The sequence below is a fragment of the Brucella sp. LJL56 genome, assembly GCF_054871705.1.
In genome coordinates this window covers 1183388-1198660 of record NZ_JBTXLQ010000001.1, presented here as the reverse complement: position 1 = coordinate 1198660, position 15273 = coordinate 1183388, and the positions used below count along the sequence as shown (strand labels likewise).

Sequence of the window (15273 nt, the reverse complement as noted above, 5' to 3'; positions counted from 1 at the left end):
TTTTAAAGTTTCCAGAGACGCGTTGCATTCTCGGAGAGAAGCAGCGCTTTTTCGTCTTCGCTGCATCCTTCAAGAAGCGCATGGGTTGTCGCCACCCACGTCGAAAGCCCCGCATCGACATTGCTTGCAAGTGTACAGACAGGCCAGTCGCTTCCCCACACGATCCGCTCCCAGCCGAAGGATTGAATGACATGCTCGACATAGGGGCGCACGGTGTCGACGGTCCAGCTTTCAGCATCGGCATAGGCGATCACACCGGAAATCTTTGCCGTCACATTGTCGTGCTGCGCAATCTCGGTAATCCCCTTTTGCCAGACTTCCAGCGCACCTGACTTGATGTCCGGAACGCCACAGTGATCGAGCACGAATTGCATGTCCGGCGCTAGATCGGCCAGTGCCGTCACCTTGTCGATCTGGTGCGGCAGCGTGCAAAGATCGAAGGTCAGGCCGGTGCCTTCCAGCCGCTTGATATTCTCGCGGAAAAGAGCACCCTCGGAAACGTCATCAGGCACGACATGCAGCACGCGGCGAAAGCCTTTGACGAAAGAATTGCTGCGCTGTCGCTCCAGATATTCCGCAAATCCCGGCTCTTCCGGGCGGCAGGAGGCGATTGCACCCTTGATGAAACCGCCTGATCTTCTGGATATCTCCTGAATGTGGTCCGTTTCAGCCTGAATGGCCTCCACCGCCACATCCACTTCCATATGCAGCGCCGCCTTGATGCCGCAGCGCTCAGCCTGCTTCCGATAGGTCTCAAACAGAAAGTCGCGGTCGAGCGCCGGTACATCCCCCAGCCATGGGTAAGTCAGCGCGCTTTTGTCTATCAGATGCAGATGGGTATCGATAATCATGAAAACTCTCCTCCGATGACATACTTTCAAAAAAGAAGAGAGTTTTCAAATAAGAATTATCGGCATTGCTTAGTCGGTTGCCCCGATGTCGGAGCCGACCAGCTTCGACAGGTCTTTGACGGTCTTTTGAAGCAGGCTGATGGTCTGCGTAATGTCGGGTGCTGAAGCCGAATTGACGAGTGTCACATAGGGACAGGTCAGTGAGGCAATGCATGTGCCATCCGGGCCGAGAATCGGAGCCGAGAGGTTGTAGACGCCTGCCACCTGGGCGCTGGGCATCATTTCATAGCCGCGTTCGCGAATCTGGTCGAGGCGCTCGTAGAAATTCTCATCAAGCTTTACGCTTTCGCTGTCTTTCACATATTCGGTAATCATCATCTTGCGGTCTTCCGGCGAACGGAAGGCAAGAAGCACATGGCCTGAACCGGTATCGAACAGGCTGATATGCGAACCGACGCGGATTGAGATGCCCCAGTAATCCGGAGCCTCCTGCTGTGCAATGACAACGACGGAACCACGATCAAACACGGCAAGCTGGTTGGCCTGTCTCGAGCGGTCGGCAAGTTCACGCATGAAGGGCGTGGCAAAGGATGCAAGCCTGCGCACCGGTGCATGAAGATGTGCAAGACCGAACAGCTTGAGCGTCAGTGAATAGCGGTCACCCTCAAGCTTGGTCACGTAACCGCGCTTCACCAGACGGTCGAGCATTCGGTAAAACTCGTTGGGGCTGCGGTCGAGGTGCTTGGCAATTTCTGCCTGTGTCAGCCCGCCATCCACGCTCGCAAGCAGTTCCAGAATATCCAGTCCCTTGTCCAGCGCAGGCGCGCGGTAGCGATCGTCTGTTTCCAAGTTGGCTCCCCTCATGAATATTATTCTTCATATACGAACAACCCTGAATGCGAAAGTCGCAAATGTGCGGAAACTCGCCTTGACCGGTTTTGAATAATATGTTTGCATATAAATACCAAATTCACAATTGGGGACGGACCGGGGAAAAGTCCGTCGTGAGGAGGAGAAGCATGATGAGTTTCAAAGCGTCCTGCCTGGCAGGAACGGCTCTATTGGCTTTGGCAGTGGGGTCCGCTGGCGCGGCCGATTTGCCGGGTAAATTCGAAGGCGTAACCGTAAACGCCAAGCTGATCGGCGGTCAGCAATATGAAGCGCTTTATTCGCGCATTGCCGAATGGGAAAAGGCGACCGGTGCCAAGGTCAACATCCTGTCCAAGAAGAACCATTTCGAACTGGACAAGGAAATCAAGTCGGATATCGCGTCGGGCTCGATCAACTGGTGCGTCGGCTCCAACCATTCGTCTTTTGCGCCGCAATATCCTGATCTCTATGCCGACCTGAATGGTTTGCTTCCAAAAGAAGAAATCGAAGGCTTCGTACCATCGGTAATCAAGGCTTCGACGCTTAACGACAAGCTGGTCATGCTGCCGCGCGCGCAGTTCGACGTCTCGGCGCTCTACTACCAGAAGAGCCTTTACGAAGACGATGCCAAGAAGACCGCGTTCAAGGAAAAATACGGCTACGATCTGGCGCCGCCAAAGACCTGGAAAGAAGTTTCCGATCAGGCTGTGTTCTTTGCCGATCCGCCGAATTTCTACGGCACGCAGTTTGCGGGCAAGGAAGAAGCCATCAATGGCCGCTTCTATGAAATGCTGGTCGCTGAAGGCGGCGAATATCTCAAGGACGGCAAGCCTGCTTTCAATTCTGAAGCCGGTGTCCGTGCGCTCGACTGGTTCGTCAATCTCTACAAGGCCAAGGCCGTTCCTGCAGGCACCACCAACTATCTGTGGGATGAGCTGGGCGCTGGCTTTGCATCCGGCACCATCGCAATCAACCTGGATTGGCCGGGCTGGGCGACCTATTTCAACGATCCAAAGTCGTCGAAGGTCGCAGGCAATGTCGGTATCGTTCCGCCTCCGACAGGTTCTTCCGGCAAGCGCACCGGCTGGTCGGGCCATCACGGCTTCTCGGTCACCGAATCCTGCGCCACCAAGGAAGCTGCTGCTTCGCTCGTCTGGTTCCTGACCAACGAGGATTCGCAGAAGCAGGAATCGGCCGCCGGCACGCTGCCAACCCGCACCGCTGTCTGGGATTATGTCATCGAACAGGCTGCTTCCGATCCATACAAGAAGGAAGTGCTCTCGGTGTTCCAGGAAACGGCAAAGACCGCTTTCCCGGTTCCGCAGACCCCGTCATGGATCGAGATTTCCAACGCCGTCTATCCTGAGCTTCAGGCAGCAATTCTTGGCGACAAGACCTCGCAGCAGGCGCTTGACGATGCAGCCAAGAAGGCAACGCAGATCCTTGAGGATGCTGGCGAGCTCTAGTCTCGCTTCGTGACTTCATGGCCCGCCCTTGGGAAACCAATTGGCGGGCCGTTTTGACAGGTTTTCTGGCTGGTCCACCGCTTCGGAAGAACAATGTTTAAACGAATTTCCCCGCCGGTTCTGCTTTTGCTTCCGGCCATTATCATCCTTGCAGCGGTGGTTCTGTTTCCCCTCGCGCTTTCGCTTTATTCAAGCTTCACGCCGTTTCGGCTGACGCGCCCTGACAGCCTGTTCAAATTCATCGGCCTGCGCAATTATCAGCGCATCATGAGCGATTGGGTGTTCTGGGCTGCATTCATCCGCACGGTGATCTTCCTCACCATTGCGCTCAATCTGGAAATGCTGCTCGGCCTTGGACTGGCGCTGCTCATCAACAAGGCGACCCATGGCCAGCGTGTTTTGCGTACGCTGATGATGTTCCCGATGATGTTTTCGCCGGTTCTTGTCGGCTTCCAGTTCAAGTTCATGTTCAACGACAATATCGGTCTCGTGAACAATGCGCTGCAATCGCTTGGTATCACCGATACCGCTATTCCGTGGCTGATCGACGGCAATCTGGCGCTGTTTGCGATTTTGCTGGCAGAAGTCTGGATGTCGACCTCGGTATTCGCAATCCTCATTCTGGGCGGTCTTCTGTCCATGCCGCAGGACCCGGTTGAAGCCGCGCGCGTTGATGGCTGCACGCCATGGCAGACGTTCCGCTATGTCATCTGGCCCTATCTGATGCCATTTGCCTTCATTGCAATGACCATTCGTTCGCTCGATGTGGCGCGCGCTTATGACATCGTGAAGATCATGACCGATGGTGGCCCGGCACGCCGAACCGAGCTGATCTGGACGCTGGTTGGACGCACCGCCTATTCGGATGCGCAGATGGGGCTGGCCAATGCCATGGCCTATGTCGCGATCCTGCTTTCGATCCTCTTCACCGTAATGTTCTTCCGCAAGCTTGCAGCCGCACGCGCGCAAATTGGAGCGGAGTGGTAATCATGGCTCACGCAACACTCTCTAATGATCAGCATCGCCTGCTGCGCCGCGTCAAGAAAGTCGCCTACCTGATCGGTCTGTTTCTGGCGATGGCGATCATTTGCCTGCCCGGCCTGTGGATCGTGCTGTCCTCGCTGCGTCCGCCGGTCGAAATCATGGCAAAGCCGCCGGTCTGGATTCCGCAGGAAATCACCTTCGAGGCTTATCGCGCCATGTTCTCGGGCGCAGGCGGCGGCGGTATTCCGGTCTGGGATTATTTCCGCAACTCGCTGATTATCTCGGTCACATCCACCATCATCGCGCTGATCGTTGGCGTTTCGGGCGGCTATGCCTTTGCGCGCTTCCGCTTCTGGGGCAAGTCGACCACCTTCCTCGGCCTCATGCTGACGCGTTCGGTGCCGGGCATTGCGCTTTCGCTGCCGCTCTTCATGGTCTTTTCCCGTATCGGCATCATCGACACGCATTTCGGCCTCATCCTGACCTATGTGGCGCTCAATGTGCCATTCACGATCTGGCTGATCGACGGCTTCTTCCGTCAGGTGCCGAAGGACCTGGCAGAAGCAGCCCAGATTGACGGTTGCACGCGCTGGCAGGCCTTCTGGCAGGTGGAATTTCCGCTGGCTGGTCCCGGCATTGCGACTGCTGGCATCTTCGCCTTCCTCACTTCATGGAACGAATATGCGCTGGCTTCCCAGCTTACTCGCTCGGTCAATTCCAAGACCCTTCCTGTCGGTCTTCTCGATTACACCGCTGAATTCACCATCGACTGGCGCGGCATGTGCGCGCTGGCGGTCGTGATGATTATTCCGGCGCTGACCCTCACATTCATCGTCCAGAAACATCTCGTTGCTGGTCTGACGTTCGGCGCGGTTAAAGGTTGATATTACAATGGCTCAGCTTTCCATTAAAAATCTCGTCAAGCGCTACGGCAATGTCGAAGTGGTGCATGGCATCAATCTCGAAATTGCCGACAAGGAGTTCGTGGCGCTGGTCGGTCCGTCCGGCTGTGGCAAGTCCACGACACTGCGCATGATCGCAGGTCTTGAAAGCATTTCCGACGGCGCGCTGGAAATTGGCGGCAAGGTTGTGAACGATCTGCCGCCGCGTGATCGCAACATCTCCATGGTGTTCCAGTCCTATGCGCTCTATCCGCATATGTCGGTGCGTGAAAACATGGGCTTCTCGCTCAAAATCGCCAAGCAGCCGCAGGCGGAAATCGACCGACGTGTCAATGAAGCCTCCGCCATTCTTGGCCTTGAAGCGCTGATGGAGCGCCGCCCGGCACAGCTTTCGGGTGGTCAGCGCCAGCGCGTTGCCATGGGCCGTGCCATCGTGCGCAATCCGGAAGTGTTTCTGTTCGACGAACCGCTTTCCAACCTCGACGCGAAGCTACGCACGCAGATGCGCACCGAGATCAAGAAGCTTCATGCCAAGGTGCAGTCCACCGTCGTTTACGTGACGCATGATCAGGTCGAGGCCATGACGCTGGCGGATCGCATCGTCATCATGCGCGACGGACATATCGAACAAGTCGGAACCCCGGATGAAGTGTTCAAGCGCCCTGCGACGCAGTTTGTTGCGGGCTTTATCGGCTCGCCGCCCATGAATATGGCTGAGGCAACCGTGCAGGGTTCGGAACTGGTCTTTGCCAGTGGTGACCGCCTGCCAGTGCCTGCACAGTTCAAGGCCAAGGTCACGGACGGCGCCAAGGTGACATTCGGCCTGCGTCCGGACGATATCTTCCCGAAAGGTCACGGCATTTCCACCGGCGACGCCGTGCACGAAAAAGACATGCGCGTCTCGATCACCGAACCGCTCGGCAATGAAACACTGGTCTTCGCCGAGTTCGCCGGCAAGGAATGGGTGGCGCGTATGCTCAACCCGCGCCCTCTCAATTCCGGTGAAGCGATCTCCATGCATTTTGATCTGTCGCAGGCGCATCTGTTTGATGCGGCAAACGGCAAGAGTTTGGCGGTATAATCATGGCACGCATTGAAAAAGTCGAACTGCGCATGGTTGACCTTCCGCCGAAGGTCAAGCGTACAGATGCGATCCAGAGCTTTGTGAGCCAGGAAACGCCAATCGTCACCATCACTGACAGCGATGGTGCGGTGGGTACGGGCTATAGCTACACCATCGGCACGGGCGGCTCGTCCGTCATGCGGCTGTTGAGCGATCATCTGGTGCCGTTGATCCTCAATGAGGATGCAGATTGCATCGAGGCGATCTGGCGTAAACTCGAATTTGCGACCCACGCCACAACCATTGGCGCGATTACCGCTTTGGCGCTTGCTGCAATCGATACTGCCCTCTGGGATTTGCGTGCGAAGAAACAGAACCTGCCGCTGTGGAAATTGGCTGGGGGTGCCAAGGATCGTTGTCCGCTTTACACGACCGAAGGCGGCTGGCTGCATATCGAGAAAGAAGCGCTGGTCGAGGATGCGCTTGCCGCCAAAGCCAAGGGCTTCTCTGGCTCCAAGGTGAAGATCGGCAAGCCGCATGGTTCGGAAGACTATGCGCGTCTGGCAGCAGTCCGCGCAGCCGTTGGTGATGGCTTCGAGATCATGACTGATTGCAATCAGGGCTTTACGGTCGATGAGGCAATCCGCCGTGCCGAACGCCTGAAAGAGCTCGATCTGGCATGGATTGAAGAGCCGCTTCCGGCGGATGATCTTGACGGTCATATCCGCCTGACCCGTTCCACCCCGACACCGATTGCGGTGGGTGAATCGATCTATTCGATCCGTCATTTCCGCGAATATATGCAGAAGGGCGCTTGCTCCATCGTGCAGGTCGATGTGGCGCGTATCGGCGGCATCACGCCTTGGCTGAAAGTGGCACACGCCGCAGAAGCTTTCGACATTCCTGTCTGCCCGCACTTCCTGATGGAACTGCATGTCAGTCTGACCTGTGCGGTACAGAACGGACGCTATGTCGAATATATCCCGCAGCTTGATGACCTGACCACCAAGGGCATGGAAATCCGCGATGGCCACGCCATTGCACCATCCGAACCGGGCATTGGTATTTCGTGGGATTGGGATGCCGTGCGCGCGCGTTCGGTTTCCGAATTCACCCGCGAGATCGTGAGGTCATAATGGCGCAAAGAATGGGCATGGTGATCGGGCTTCAGCCTGAGAAAATCGCAGAATATAAGAAGCTGCACGCGAGCGTGTGGCCGGAAATTCTGGCACTCATTTCGCAGTGCAATATCACCAATTACACGATCTTTCTCAAAGAGCCGGAGAACCTGCTGTTTGGCACATGGGAATATATCGGCACCGACTTTGAAGACGATATGAAGAAGATGGCCGATAACCCGAAAAATCAGGAATGGTGGTCCGTCTGCATGCCATGTCAGAAGCCGCTTGAAACCCGTAAAGAGGGCGAGTGGTGGGCAATGATGGAGGAGGTTTTCCATCATGACTGAAGCTTTTGATCCGAAAACCCTGCGCCAGTGGTGGGCGAAGCCCGCACGGCCAAAGCCGATTGTGATTTTCGGTGCGGGCAGCATTGTCGGCGACGCGCATCTGCCCGCCTACAAGAAGGGCGGCTTTCCGGTTGCAGGCATTTTCGATCCCAATCTGGACAAGGCATCGGCGCTTGCCGATCGATGGGGCGTGAAGGCTTTTGCAAGTCTTGAAGAGGCGATTGCCATTGAAGGCGCGATCTTCGATCTGGCCACACCGCCCTCAGCTCATGCTTCGATCCTCGCGCAATTGCCGGAAGGCTCAGCCGTCCTGATCCAGAAGCCGATGGGCAGCGATCTAGCCGCGGCAACGGAAATCCTGAAAGTCTGCCGCGCACGTAATCTCAAAGCTGCGGTGAATTTCCAGTTGCGTTTTGCGCCGATGATGTTGGCACTTTACGACGCGGTCGATAAGGGCCTGCTTGGCGAGGTAGTGGATTTTGACGCCTGGCTGGCGCTCGCCACGCCTTGGGGTCTGTGGCCGTTCCTCAAAGGTCTCCCGCGTATCGAGATCGCCATGCACTCGATCCATTATCTGGATTTTGTGCGCGGGTTGCTCGGCAATCCTCTTGGTGTTCATGCCAAGACCATCGGCCATCCAAACCACGAAGTCGCTCAGACCCGCACGGCTGCAATTCTTGATTATGGCAATCGTGTGCGCTGTGCGCTGTCGATCAATCATGACCATGATTTTGGACGCAAGTTTCAGGCCTGCGAGTTCCGCATCTGTGGCACCGAGGGTGCGGCCTATGTGAAACTCGGCGTCAATCTCGACTATCCGCGCGGTGAGCCGGACGAGCTTTGGATCAAGCCAAAAGGCGGGGATGACTGGGTGCAGGTCGCGCTTGAAGGCGCATGGTTCCCGGACGCATTCTTAAACCGCATGGCGCAGTTGCAGCGCTTCGTGACCGGCGAAGACGCAGAGCTTATCGGCTCGGTCGAAGATGCCTGGCACACCATGGCGCTGGTCGAAGCGGCCTATCAGTCAAGCGCTGCGCCCGCCACGCCGCTTGCTGCAAAACCGGAGTTTTGATCATGTCTGAACAGAAAATCTACTACGAAGATTATGAAATGAACCATGTGCGCCTCACCACGGGCCGCACGATCACCGAAACGGATTTCGTGGTGCATGCCGGACATACGGGCGATTTTTTCCCCCACCATATGGATGCGGAATTTGCCAAGACATTGCCGGGTGGTCAGCGCATTGCCCATGGCACGATGATCTTTGCAATCGGCGTCGGATTGACGGCGACGCTGATCAATCCGGTTGCATTTTCCTATGGTTATGATCGTCTGCGCTTTATTCGTCCGGTTCATATCGGCGATACGATCCGCACGCGCGTGACGATCAGCGCTAAGGAAGACGACCCGAAACGGGCAAATATGGGCCGCGTTACCGAGCGGTGCGAAGTGCTTAATCAGCGGGATGAAGTGGTGCTGGCTTGCGACCACATCCTGCTTGTTGAACGGAAGGCATAAAGATGACGATACGATTTGATGGAAAAACCGCACTGGTGACAGCCGCAGCTCAGGGCATTGGCCGTGCAAGTGCGCTGGCTTTTGCGGAAGCTGGCGCAAAGGTCTATGCGACCGATATCAACGAAGCAGCGCTGAAGGAACTCGACGGTGTTTCGGGCATCATCACCCGCAAGCTCAATGTGCTTGATGAGGCGGAAGTGAAGTCACTCGTTGCCGAGATCGGTCAGGTCGATATCCTGTTCAACTGCGCAGGTATTGTCCATGGCGGTTCGATTTTGGAAATGAAGGACGAAGACCTCGACTTCGCCGTCAATCTCAATATCCGCTCGATGATCCGCACCATTCGCGCGGTGCTGCCGGGCATGTTGGAGCGCAAGGACGGCGCAATCGTCAACATGGCATCGGTTGCTTCAAGCGTGAAGGGCGTGCCGAACCGCTTTGCCTATGGTGTCACCAAGGCCGCTGTCATTGGTCTGACCAAGGCTGTTGCTGCCGACTATGTCGCCAAGGGCATCCGCTGCAACGCCATTTGCCCCGGTACGGTTGAAAGCCCATCGCTGCAGGACCGCCTGCGTGCGCAGGGCGATTATGAAGAGCAGCGCGCGGCCTTCATCGCGCGTCAGCCTATTGGCCGTATCGGTCAGCCGGAAGAGATCGCGGATCTCGCAGTTTATCTCGCCGGTGCGACCTACACGACCGGACAAGCTTACAATATCGATGGCGGTTGGACTATTTAAGTTCGGCTGCGACTATCCCCTTAAAGGAGTAAACTCATGAAATTTCTTCGTTACGGTGAAGCCGGTCAGGAAAAGCCGGGCCTTCTCGATGCCGATGGTTCGATCCGCGATCTGTCCGCCCATGTAGGCGATCTTTCGGGTGCGGCTCTGGCCCCGGATGCGCTGGCCAAGCTCGGCGCGCTCGATGTCAATTCGCTGCCGAAGGTTGAAGGCAATCCGCGCCTTGGTCCTTGCGTTGCTGGCACCGGCAAGTTCATCTGCATTGGTCTCAACTATTCCGACCATGCGGCGGAAACGGGTGCAACCGTTCCATCCGAACCAATCATCTTCATGAAGGCAACGTCTGCCATCGTTGGCCCGAACGACGACCTTCTCATCCCACGCGGTTCTGAAAAGACCGACTGGGAAGTGGAGCTCGGCATCGTGATCGGCAAGACCGCGAAATATGTCAGCGAAGACGATGCGCTTGATTATGTCGCCGGTTACTGCACCATCCACGACGTCTCCGAACGCGCATTCCAGATCGAGCGTCAGGGTCAGTGGACCAAGGGCAAATCCTGCGACACTTTTGGTCCAACCGGCCCATGGCTGGTGACGAAGGAAGAAATTGCCGACCCGGAAAACCTTGCCATGTGGCTCAAGGTCAATGGCGAAACCATGCAGGACGGCTCGTCCAAGACCATGGTTTATGGCGTGCGCTACCTCGTTTCCTATCTCTCGCAGTTCATGTCTCTGCAGCCCGGCGACATCATCTCCACCGGCACGCCTCCCGGCGTCGGCATGGGCATGAAGCCACCGCGCTATCTCAAGGCTGGCGACACTGTCGAACTCGGCATTGAAGGCCTCGGCTCGCAGAAGCAGAACGTGCGCGCTGACGTTTAATTTTTTTGAGCATGATCCCTAAAACGTGTTGCTACTTTTGGGGATCATGTTCGGATCGCGGAATTACAAATGACCAAAATTACTGATCTTCGCGTCTTCGATCTTCGCTTCCCGACTTCGCAAAGTCTGGACGGTTCTGACGCGATGAACCCGGACCCGGATTACTCGGCAGCCTATGTTATCCTCGATACGGATGACGAGGCTCTGAAAGGCCATGGCCTCACCTTTACTATCGGTCGCGGCAATGACATCTGCTGTCAGGCTATTCTTGCGATGCGCCATCTGGTGGTCGGCGTCGATCTCGATGTGGTCCGCTCCGCACCCGGCAAGTTCTGGCGCCATCTGACAAGCGACAGCCAGCTACGCTGGATAGGCCCTGAAAAAGGTGCGATGCATCTGGCAACCGGTGCTGTCGTCAATGCATTCTGGGATCTTTTGGCAAAGCAGTCCGGCAAGCCGGTCTGGCGTCTGGTGTCGGAACTCTCGGCTGAGGAAATCGCCGACATCGTCGACTACCGCTATCTGACCGACGTGCTGACCCGTGACGAAGCCGTTGAAATTCTGCGCAAAGCAGAAAGCGGCAAGGCGGAGCGTATCGCTCAGCTCGAAGCCAAGGGTTATCCTTGCTACACGACTTCGGCAGGCTGGCTCGGCTACGACGACGAAAAGCTGCGCCGTCTTTGTCAGGAAGCCATCGACGAGGGCTTCAATCATGTGAAGATGAAGGTTGGTCGTGATCTTGAAGACGATATTCGTCGTCTCACTATCGCGCGCGAAGTGATCGGTCCGGATCGTTATCTGATGATCGACGCCAATCAGGTATGGGAAGTCGATCAGGCGATCGAGTGGGTCAACAAGCTTGCTTTCTCAAAGCCATTCTTCATCGAAGAGCCGACCAGCCCGGATGATGTTGCAGGTCATCGCAAAATCCGCGAAGCCATTGGCGACGTGAAGGTAGCGACCGGCGAAATGTGCCAGAACCGCATCATGTTCAAGCAGTTCATCGCAGAAGGTGCGATCGACATCGTCCAGATTGATTCATGCCGCATGGGTGGCCTGAATGAAGTTCTGGCCGTGCTGCTGATTGCTGCGAAATACAACAAGCCGGTCTGGCCACATGCGGGCGGCGTTGGCCTGTGTGAATATGTGCAGCATCTTTCCATGATCGATTATGTTGCCGTTTCAGGCACGATGGACGGTCGCGTGATCGAATATGTGGATCATCTGCACGAGCATTTCATCGAGCCATGCATCATCAAGGATGCGGCCTATATGCCGCCATCACTGCCGGGCTTCTCGATTGAAATGAAGCCGCAGTCGATTACGGAATACACCTTCAAGGGTTGATAAAAAAAGCCGCGCTGAAAAAATCCAGCGCGGCTTTTGCTTTTAGAGAAAGCGGATCATCAAGGCACCGGTCAGCAATAATACGGCTCCGGCTACGCGCCCTGCAGTGATTTCGCGCACTGCTACCCCCATGAAACCGATACGATCTGCGGCAAGCCCCGCCACCAATTGCCCGGCGACGGCAAGCCCCATCACAGCCGCAGCCCCGATGCGTGGTGTGAGCAATACAGACGCGGTCACATAAATACAGCCAAGCGCACCGCCAGCCACGAACAGCCAGCCTGCAGGCACATTGAATGCTGGCATCGCGCCCGTTGCACGTGCGGTTATGGCTGCGATCATGCCAAGAATGACTGCGCCTGACAGAAAGGAAATCGCTGCTGCGGTGACCGGAGAACCAAGTCCGCGCGCGAGCGCCGCATTGATGGGAGCCTGAATGGCGATACAGGCACCCGAAAGAATGCCGAACAAAGTCCAGAGCATGGAGATTTCCTCACTTGGGGAAGAATTGGGAGGGCGCTTATTAAGCTACGAGCACTTGCAGAGAAAACCCAATAGGTCAACATTCCAGACGATCATGCCGATAGTCTAACACACGAAAGATTCGGCGAATCTAAGCACAACTATGTACATATATGAAGATTCAATGGTGCCCGGAGGCGGATTCGAACCACCGACACGCGGATTTTCAATCCGCTGCTCTACCAACTGAGCTATCCGGGCATCCGTAACAAGCGGCTTGCTTGTTCAAGGCGGTGTTGGTTTCCGCCGGAAGTGGGTGGGTTATAGCATTAAATTTCGTGCTGTCCAGCACCGTATCGCAATTTTTATCAGCTTTTCTCACATCTTTGATAAATAACTGATTTTATTGGAGGAAGCCGCTTTGCGGAAGGCCTAGTTCCCTTCTTCTTCCTCTTCATCGATCGGCTTTCCCGGCAATACATAGCTACCCGACAGCCAGCGATTGAGGTCGATGCTTTTACAGCGTGGCGAGCAGAACGGATAGGATTCGCGTGCTGAAGGTTTTCCGCATTCCGGGCAAGGGCGTGTCGGACGCAACGGTGTCACGCGTGCACCTGCTGCTGCTGATATGTCCTTCTTGTCGCTCATGCTTGTTCTTCAGACCTTCCCGCTATCCCAGTTCGCGTAAACCGGATAGTCGACATCATTCAGCAGGCTTATGGTTTCCTGCAGCGGTAATCCCACTACGTTGGTATAGGAGCCAACGAGCTTCACGACGAAACTACCCGCCAGTCCCTGGATAGCATAGCCGCCGGCTTTCCCCCGCCATTCACCGGACGAGAGATAAGCATCCATCTGCTGGCGAGATAGGCGTTCGAAGCGCAGGCGTGTTTCAACCAGCGTCTGACGTAAATTCCCGTTCGGCAAGACAAGGCTTACCCCTGTAAAAACCTTGTGTGTACGTCCGGAAAGCAGACGCAAACACTCTCGTGCTTCGTCGGCGATCTCGGTCTTTGGGAGAATGCGACGACCAACAGCCACAACCGTGTCGGCCGCAAGAATGAACGCATCGGCGAAACTCGCATCGTCCTTGAGCTGTTCCTGTGCCTTGCGCGCCTTTTCCCGCGACAGACGTCGCGCCAGCGAGCGCGGGTGTTCCGCGCGCTGCGGCGTTTCATCTATATCGGCCGGATAGATATGGTCCGGTTCGATGCCTGCTTGCCCAAGAAGCTCGATCCTGCGTGGAGAACCGGAGGCAAGAACCAGCTTGTGTTGCGCGCTCATCGAATAGACATTTCCTGGAACGGGGACGGTTTGCTTACTTGAAGCGATAGGTGATGCGGCCCTTGGTCAGATCGTATGGGGTCATCTCAACCAGAACTTTGTCACCGGCCAGAACGCGGATGCGATTCTTGCGCATACGGCCTGCCGTATGAGCGATGATTTCATGTTCGTTTTCGAGCTTCACGCGGAACATTGCATTCGGCAGCAGTTCCGTAACAACACCCGGAAATTCTAGGACTTCTTCTTTCGCCATGCGATACCTGTTTCTTTCTTTGATAAAATGCCGCTCTCGAGCGGTCTTTAGGTCGGAATTTGCGCGGAACCTATATGATTAGGCGGCATTTGTGAACAACGGAATTCCGCGAACTTAATGCCGGAGCATTTCCCGCAAAAATGCGAAGCAGTTTTGTGTAGGATAATGCGACAAAACAAAGAGTTAGAGCGGTTCCGTATTACCCGGAACCGTTCTTGTCAAAACGCTGCATGATTTGCCGCTTCAGACGGTCACGCACATCGCGATAAGCCGCCATGATCTGGCTTCTGCTACCCGCCACCAGTGTCGGGTCCGGCGTTGGCCAATATTCGACATCGACCGAGAAACCGCGCATTCGCTCGAGCACTGTATGGTGAGCGAGCGGCGTGAGCGTCACGATCAGATCGAAATAACCATCCGCAAGTTCTTCAAGGCCACGTGGTTGCCGATTGTCGAGCGATAAGCCTTCTTCCTGAAGTACAGCATCGACAAAAGGATCACGCTCCCCCCGTTTCACACCGGCGGAAGCTACATAAATATTGGGTGGCAAGGCCTGTCTTGCAAGTAATTCCGCCATTGGTGAACGAATTGCATTCTTGCCACAGACGAAAAGCAGCGATGTTGGCAAGCGCTGTTTATGATCTTCGGGGCCATCGGCACTAACAGTCACGGGAGGTACATCGGCGATGGCCATCGATGATCAGCCCCTCCAGTGTAAAACGCAGACAAGTGTGAAGAGCCGCCGTGCAGTGCTGAAATCAACCTCGATCTTGCCCTTCAGTCGAGCTTGAAGTGTTTGTGATCCTTCATTGTGCAGTCCACGACGACCCATATCGATTGCTTCGATCTTGCTCGGTGTGGCTGAACGGATTGCCTGATAATAGCTTTCGCAAATCATGAAATAATCCCGAACGACACGACGCAAAGGCGTGAGCGAGAGAATATGGGTTGCGACGTCTTCGCCGGCTTCGCGGGTGATGGCGAAGATCAGTCGCGATTCCATCAACGAAAGCTTCAGCCGGTAAGGCCCGCCCGTGTCGTCACCGATAGGATGGAAAGAATTCTCTTCGATGAGATCAAAAATGGCCACTGCACGTTCATGCTCGACGTCAGGCGTCGAACGCCCGATGGACTCATCGAGCTCGACGTCAACAAGGCGGGCATTTGGAACACCGGCAGTCAT

The 15273-nt window shown here is 55.7% G+C and carries 19 protein-coding genes and 1 tRNA gene; 11 read left to right on the top strand and 9 right to left on the bottom strand.

Annotated features, from left to right (window positions below):
- Positions 1-2: 2 nt before the first annotated feature.
- Positions 3-851 carry an amidohydrolase family protein gene (locus tag ACYSN1_RS05840; RefSeq protein WP_461724795.1) on the bottom strand — a complete coding sequence of 283 codons (849 nt, stop codon included), beginning with the start codon at positions 849-851 and terminating at the stop codon, positions 3-5.
- Positions 852-920: 69 nt separating this feature from the next.
- Entirely contained in the window at positions 921-1715 is a 795-nt protein-coding gene (locus ACYSN1_RS05835; protein ID WP_461724794.1) for an IclR family transcriptional regulator, read from the bottom strand.
- 158 nt (positions 1716-1873) lie between these two features.
- Here ACYSN1_RS05835 and ACYSN1_RS05830 point away from each other — a divergent pair, with 158 nt between their 5' ends.
- From ACYSN1_RS05830 to ACYSN1_RS05780, 11 genes are all read left to right on the top strand, one after another.
- Positions 1874-3187, top strand: coding sequence for an ABC transporter substrate-binding protein (locus ACYSN1_RS05830; protein WP_461725286.1), 1314 nt, complete (start codon positions 1874-1876; stop codon positions 3185-3187).
- 93 nt (positions 3188-3280) lie between these two features.
- Entirely contained in the window at positions 3281-4174 is an 894-nt protein-coding gene (locus ACYSN1_RS05825) for a carbohydrate ABC transporter permease (protein ID WP_151646039.1), read from the top strand.
- A gap of 2 nt (positions 4175-4176) precedes the next feature.
- Positions 4177-5055, top strand: a complete 879-nt coding sequence (locus ACYSN1_RS05820; protein WP_461724793.1) for a carbohydrate ABC transporter permease — start codon at positions 4177-4179, stop codon at positions 5053-5055.
- A gap of 7 nt (positions 5056-5062) precedes the next feature.
- Positions 5063-6154, top strand: coding sequence for an ABC transporter ATP-binding protein (locus ACYSN1_RS05815; RefSeq protein WP_461724792.1), 1092 nt, complete (start codon positions 5063-5065; stop codon positions 6152-6154).
- Between the two features lie 2 nt (positions 6155-6156).
- Positions 6157-7272, top strand: coding sequence for a mandelate racemase/muconate lactonizing enzyme family protein (locus tag ACYSN1_RS05810; RefSeq protein ID WP_461724791.1), 1116 nt, complete (start codon positions 6157-6159; stop codon positions 7270-7272).
- Entirely contained in the window at positions 7272-7604 is a 333-nt protein-coding gene (locus ACYSN1_RS05805; protein WP_461724790.1) for an L-rhamnose mutarotase, read from the top strand. The genes ACYSN1_RS05810 and ACYSN1_RS05805 overlap by 1 nt, the downstream gene beginning before the upstream one ends.
- The gene (locus ACYSN1_RS05800; RefSeq protein WP_461724789.1) at positions 7597-8676 is read left to right on the top strand and encodes a Gfo/Idh/MocA family protein; all 1080 of its coding nucleotides are present in this window, start codon (positions 7597-7599) and stop codon (positions 8674-8676) included. Before ACYSN1_RS05805 ends, ACYSN1_RS05800 begins: the two co-directional genes overlap by 8 nt.
- A 2-nt stretch (positions 8677-8678) precedes the next feature.
- On the top strand, positions 8679-9125 hold the full coding sequence (locus tag ACYSN1_RS05795) for a MaoC/PaaZ C-terminal domain-containing protein (RefSeq protein WP_461724788.1): 447 nt from the start codon (positions 8679-8681) through the stop codon (positions 9123-9125).
- Between the two features lie 2 nt (positions 9126-9127).
- A complete protein-coding gene (locus tag ACYSN1_RS05790) occupies positions 9128-9862 on the top strand; it encodes an SDR family oxidoreductase (protein ID WP_461724787.1) in 735 nt (244 codons plus the stop codon).
- Positions 9863-9898: 36 nt separating this feature from the next.
- Positions 9899-10744, top strand: coding sequence for a fumarylacetoacetate hydrolase family protein (locus ACYSN1_RS05785; protein ID WP_461724786.1), 846 nt, complete (start codon positions 9899-9901; stop codon positions 10742-10744).
- 69 nt (positions 10745-10813) lie between these two features.
- Positions 10814-12091 carry an L-fuconate dehydratase gene (locus ACYSN1_RS05780; protein WP_461724785.1) on the top strand — a complete coding sequence of 426 codons (1278 nt, stop codon included), beginning with the start codon at positions 10814-10816 and terminating at the stop codon, positions 12089-12091.
- Between the two features lie 42 nt (positions 12092-12133).
- Here the strand turns inward: ACYSN1_RS05780 and ACYSN1_RS05775 are convergent, their stop codons facing one another.
- From ACYSN1_RS05775 to ACYSN1_RS05745, 7 genes are all read right to left on the bottom strand, one after another.
- Positions 12134-12574 (bottom strand): DMT family transporter, encoded by a 441-nt coding sequence (locus ACYSN1_RS05775; protein WP_461724784.1) that lies wholly within the window; start codon positions 12572-12574, stop codon positions 12134-12136.
- Between the two features lie 164 nt (positions 12575-12738).
- Positions 12739-12814, bottom strand: a tRNA-Phe gene (locus ACYSN1_RS05770).
- Between the two features lie 171 nt (positions 12815-12985).
- The gene (yacG, locus tag ACYSN1_RS05765; protein ID WP_461724783.1) at positions 12986-13201 is read right to left on the bottom strand and encodes a DNA gyrase inhibitor YacG; all 216 of its coding nucleotides are present in this window, start codon (positions 13199-13201) and stop codon (positions 12986-12988) included.
- A 9-nt stretch (positions 13202-13210) separates the two neighbouring features.
- Complete coding sequence (locus tag ACYSN1_RS05760) at positions 13211-13837, bottom strand: Maf-like protein (RefSeq protein ID WP_140020238.1); 627 nt, start codon at positions 13835-13837, stop codon at positions 13211-13213.
- A gap of 34 nt (positions 13838-13871) precedes the next feature.
- A complete protein-coding gene (gene infA / locus ACYSN1_RS05755) occupies positions 13872-14090 on the bottom strand; it encodes a translation initiation factor IF-1 (RefSeq protein WP_002965531.1) in 219 nt (72 codons plus the stop codon).
- 199 nt (positions 14091-14289) lie between these two features.
- Positions 14290-14784 (bottom strand): arsenate-mycothiol transferase ArsC, encoded by a 495-nt coding sequence (locus ACYSN1_RS05750; protein ID WP_461724782.1) that lies wholly within the window; start codon positions 14782-14784, stop codon positions 14290-14292.
- Between the two features lie 6 nt (positions 14785-14790).
- Positions 14791-15273 carry a UPF0262 family protein gene (locus tag ACYSN1_RS05745; RefSeq protein ID WP_140020236.1) on the bottom strand — a complete coding sequence of 161 codons (483 nt, stop codon included), beginning with the start codon at positions 15271-15273 and terminating at the stop codon, positions 14791-14793.

Coding starts and splice junctions, on each gene's coding strand:
- ACYSN1_RS05760 (WP_140020238.1), bottom strand. CDS start 13,837: ATGAGCGCGCAACACAAGCTGGTTCTTGCCTCCGGTTCTCCACGCAGG.
- infA (WP_002965531.1), bottom strand. CDS start 14,090: ATGGCGAAAGAAGAAGTCCTAGAATTTCCGGGTGTTGTTACGGAACTG.
- ACYSN1_RS05745 (WP_140020236.1), bottom strand. CDS start 15,273: ATGACTGCCGGTGTTCCAAATGCCCGCCTTGTTGACGTCGAGCTCGAT.
- ACYSN1_RS05830 (WP_461725286.1), top strand. CDS start 1,874: ATGAGTTTCAAAGCGTCCTGCCTGGCAGGAACGGCTCTATTGGCTTTG.
- ACYSN1_RS05825 (WP_151646039.1), top strand. CDS start 3,281: ATGTTTAAACGAATTTCCCCGCCGGTTCTGCTTTTGCTTCCGGCCATT.
- ACYSN1_RS05820 (WP_461724793.1), top strand. CDS start 4,177: ATGGCTCACGCAACACTCTCTAATGATCAGCATCGCCTGCTGCGCCGC.
- yacG (WP_461724783.1), bottom strand. CDS start 13,201: ATGAGCGACAAGAAGGACATATCAGCAGCAGCAGGTGCACGCGTGACA.
- ACYSN1_RS05805 (WP_461724790.1), top strand. CDS start 7,272: ATGGCGCAAAGAATGGGCATGGTGATCGGGCTTCAGCCTGAGAAAATC.
- ACYSN1_RS05780 (WP_461724785.1), top strand. CDS start 10,814: ATGACCAAAATTACTGATCTTCGCGTCTTCGATCTTCGCTTCCCGACT.
- ACYSN1_RS05795 (WP_461724788.1), top strand. CDS start 8,679: ATGTCTGAACAGAAAATCTACTACGAAGATTATGAAATGAACCATGTG.
- ACYSN1_RS05750 (WP_461724782.1), bottom strand. CDS start 14,784: ATGGCCATCGCCGATGTACCTCCCGTGACTGTTAGTGCCGATGGCCCC.
- ACYSN1_RS05840 (WP_461724795.1), bottom strand. CDS start 851: ATGATTATCGATACCCATCTGCATCTGATAGACAAAAGCGCGCTGACT.
- ACYSN1_RS05800 (WP_461724789.1), top strand. CDS start 7,597: ATGACTGAAGCTTTTGATCCGAAAACCCTGCGCCAGTGGTGGGCGAAG.
- ACYSN1_RS05815 (WP_461724792.1), top strand. CDS start 5,063: ATGGCTCAGCTTTCCATTAAAAATCTCGTCAAGCGCTACGGCAATGTC.
- ACYSN1_RS05785 (WP_461724786.1), top strand. CDS start 9,899: ATGAAATTTCTTCGTTACGGTGAAGCCGGTCAGGAAAAGCCGGGCCTT.
- ACYSN1_RS05775 (WP_461724784.1), bottom strand. CDS start 12,574: ATGCTCTGGACTTTGTTCGGCATTCTTTCGGGTGCCTGTATCGCCATT.
- ACYSN1_RS05810 (WP_461724791.1), top strand. CDS start 6,157: ATGGCACGCATTGAAAAAGTCGAACTGCGCATGGTTGACCTTCCGCCG.
- ACYSN1_RS05790 (WP_461724787.1), top strand. CDS start 9,128: ATGACGATACGATTTGATGGAAAAACCGCACTGGTGACAGCCGCAGCT.
- ACYSN1_RS05835 (WP_461724794.1), bottom strand. CDS start 1,715: ATGAGGGGAGCCAACTTGGAAACAGACGATCGCTACCGCGCGCCTGCG.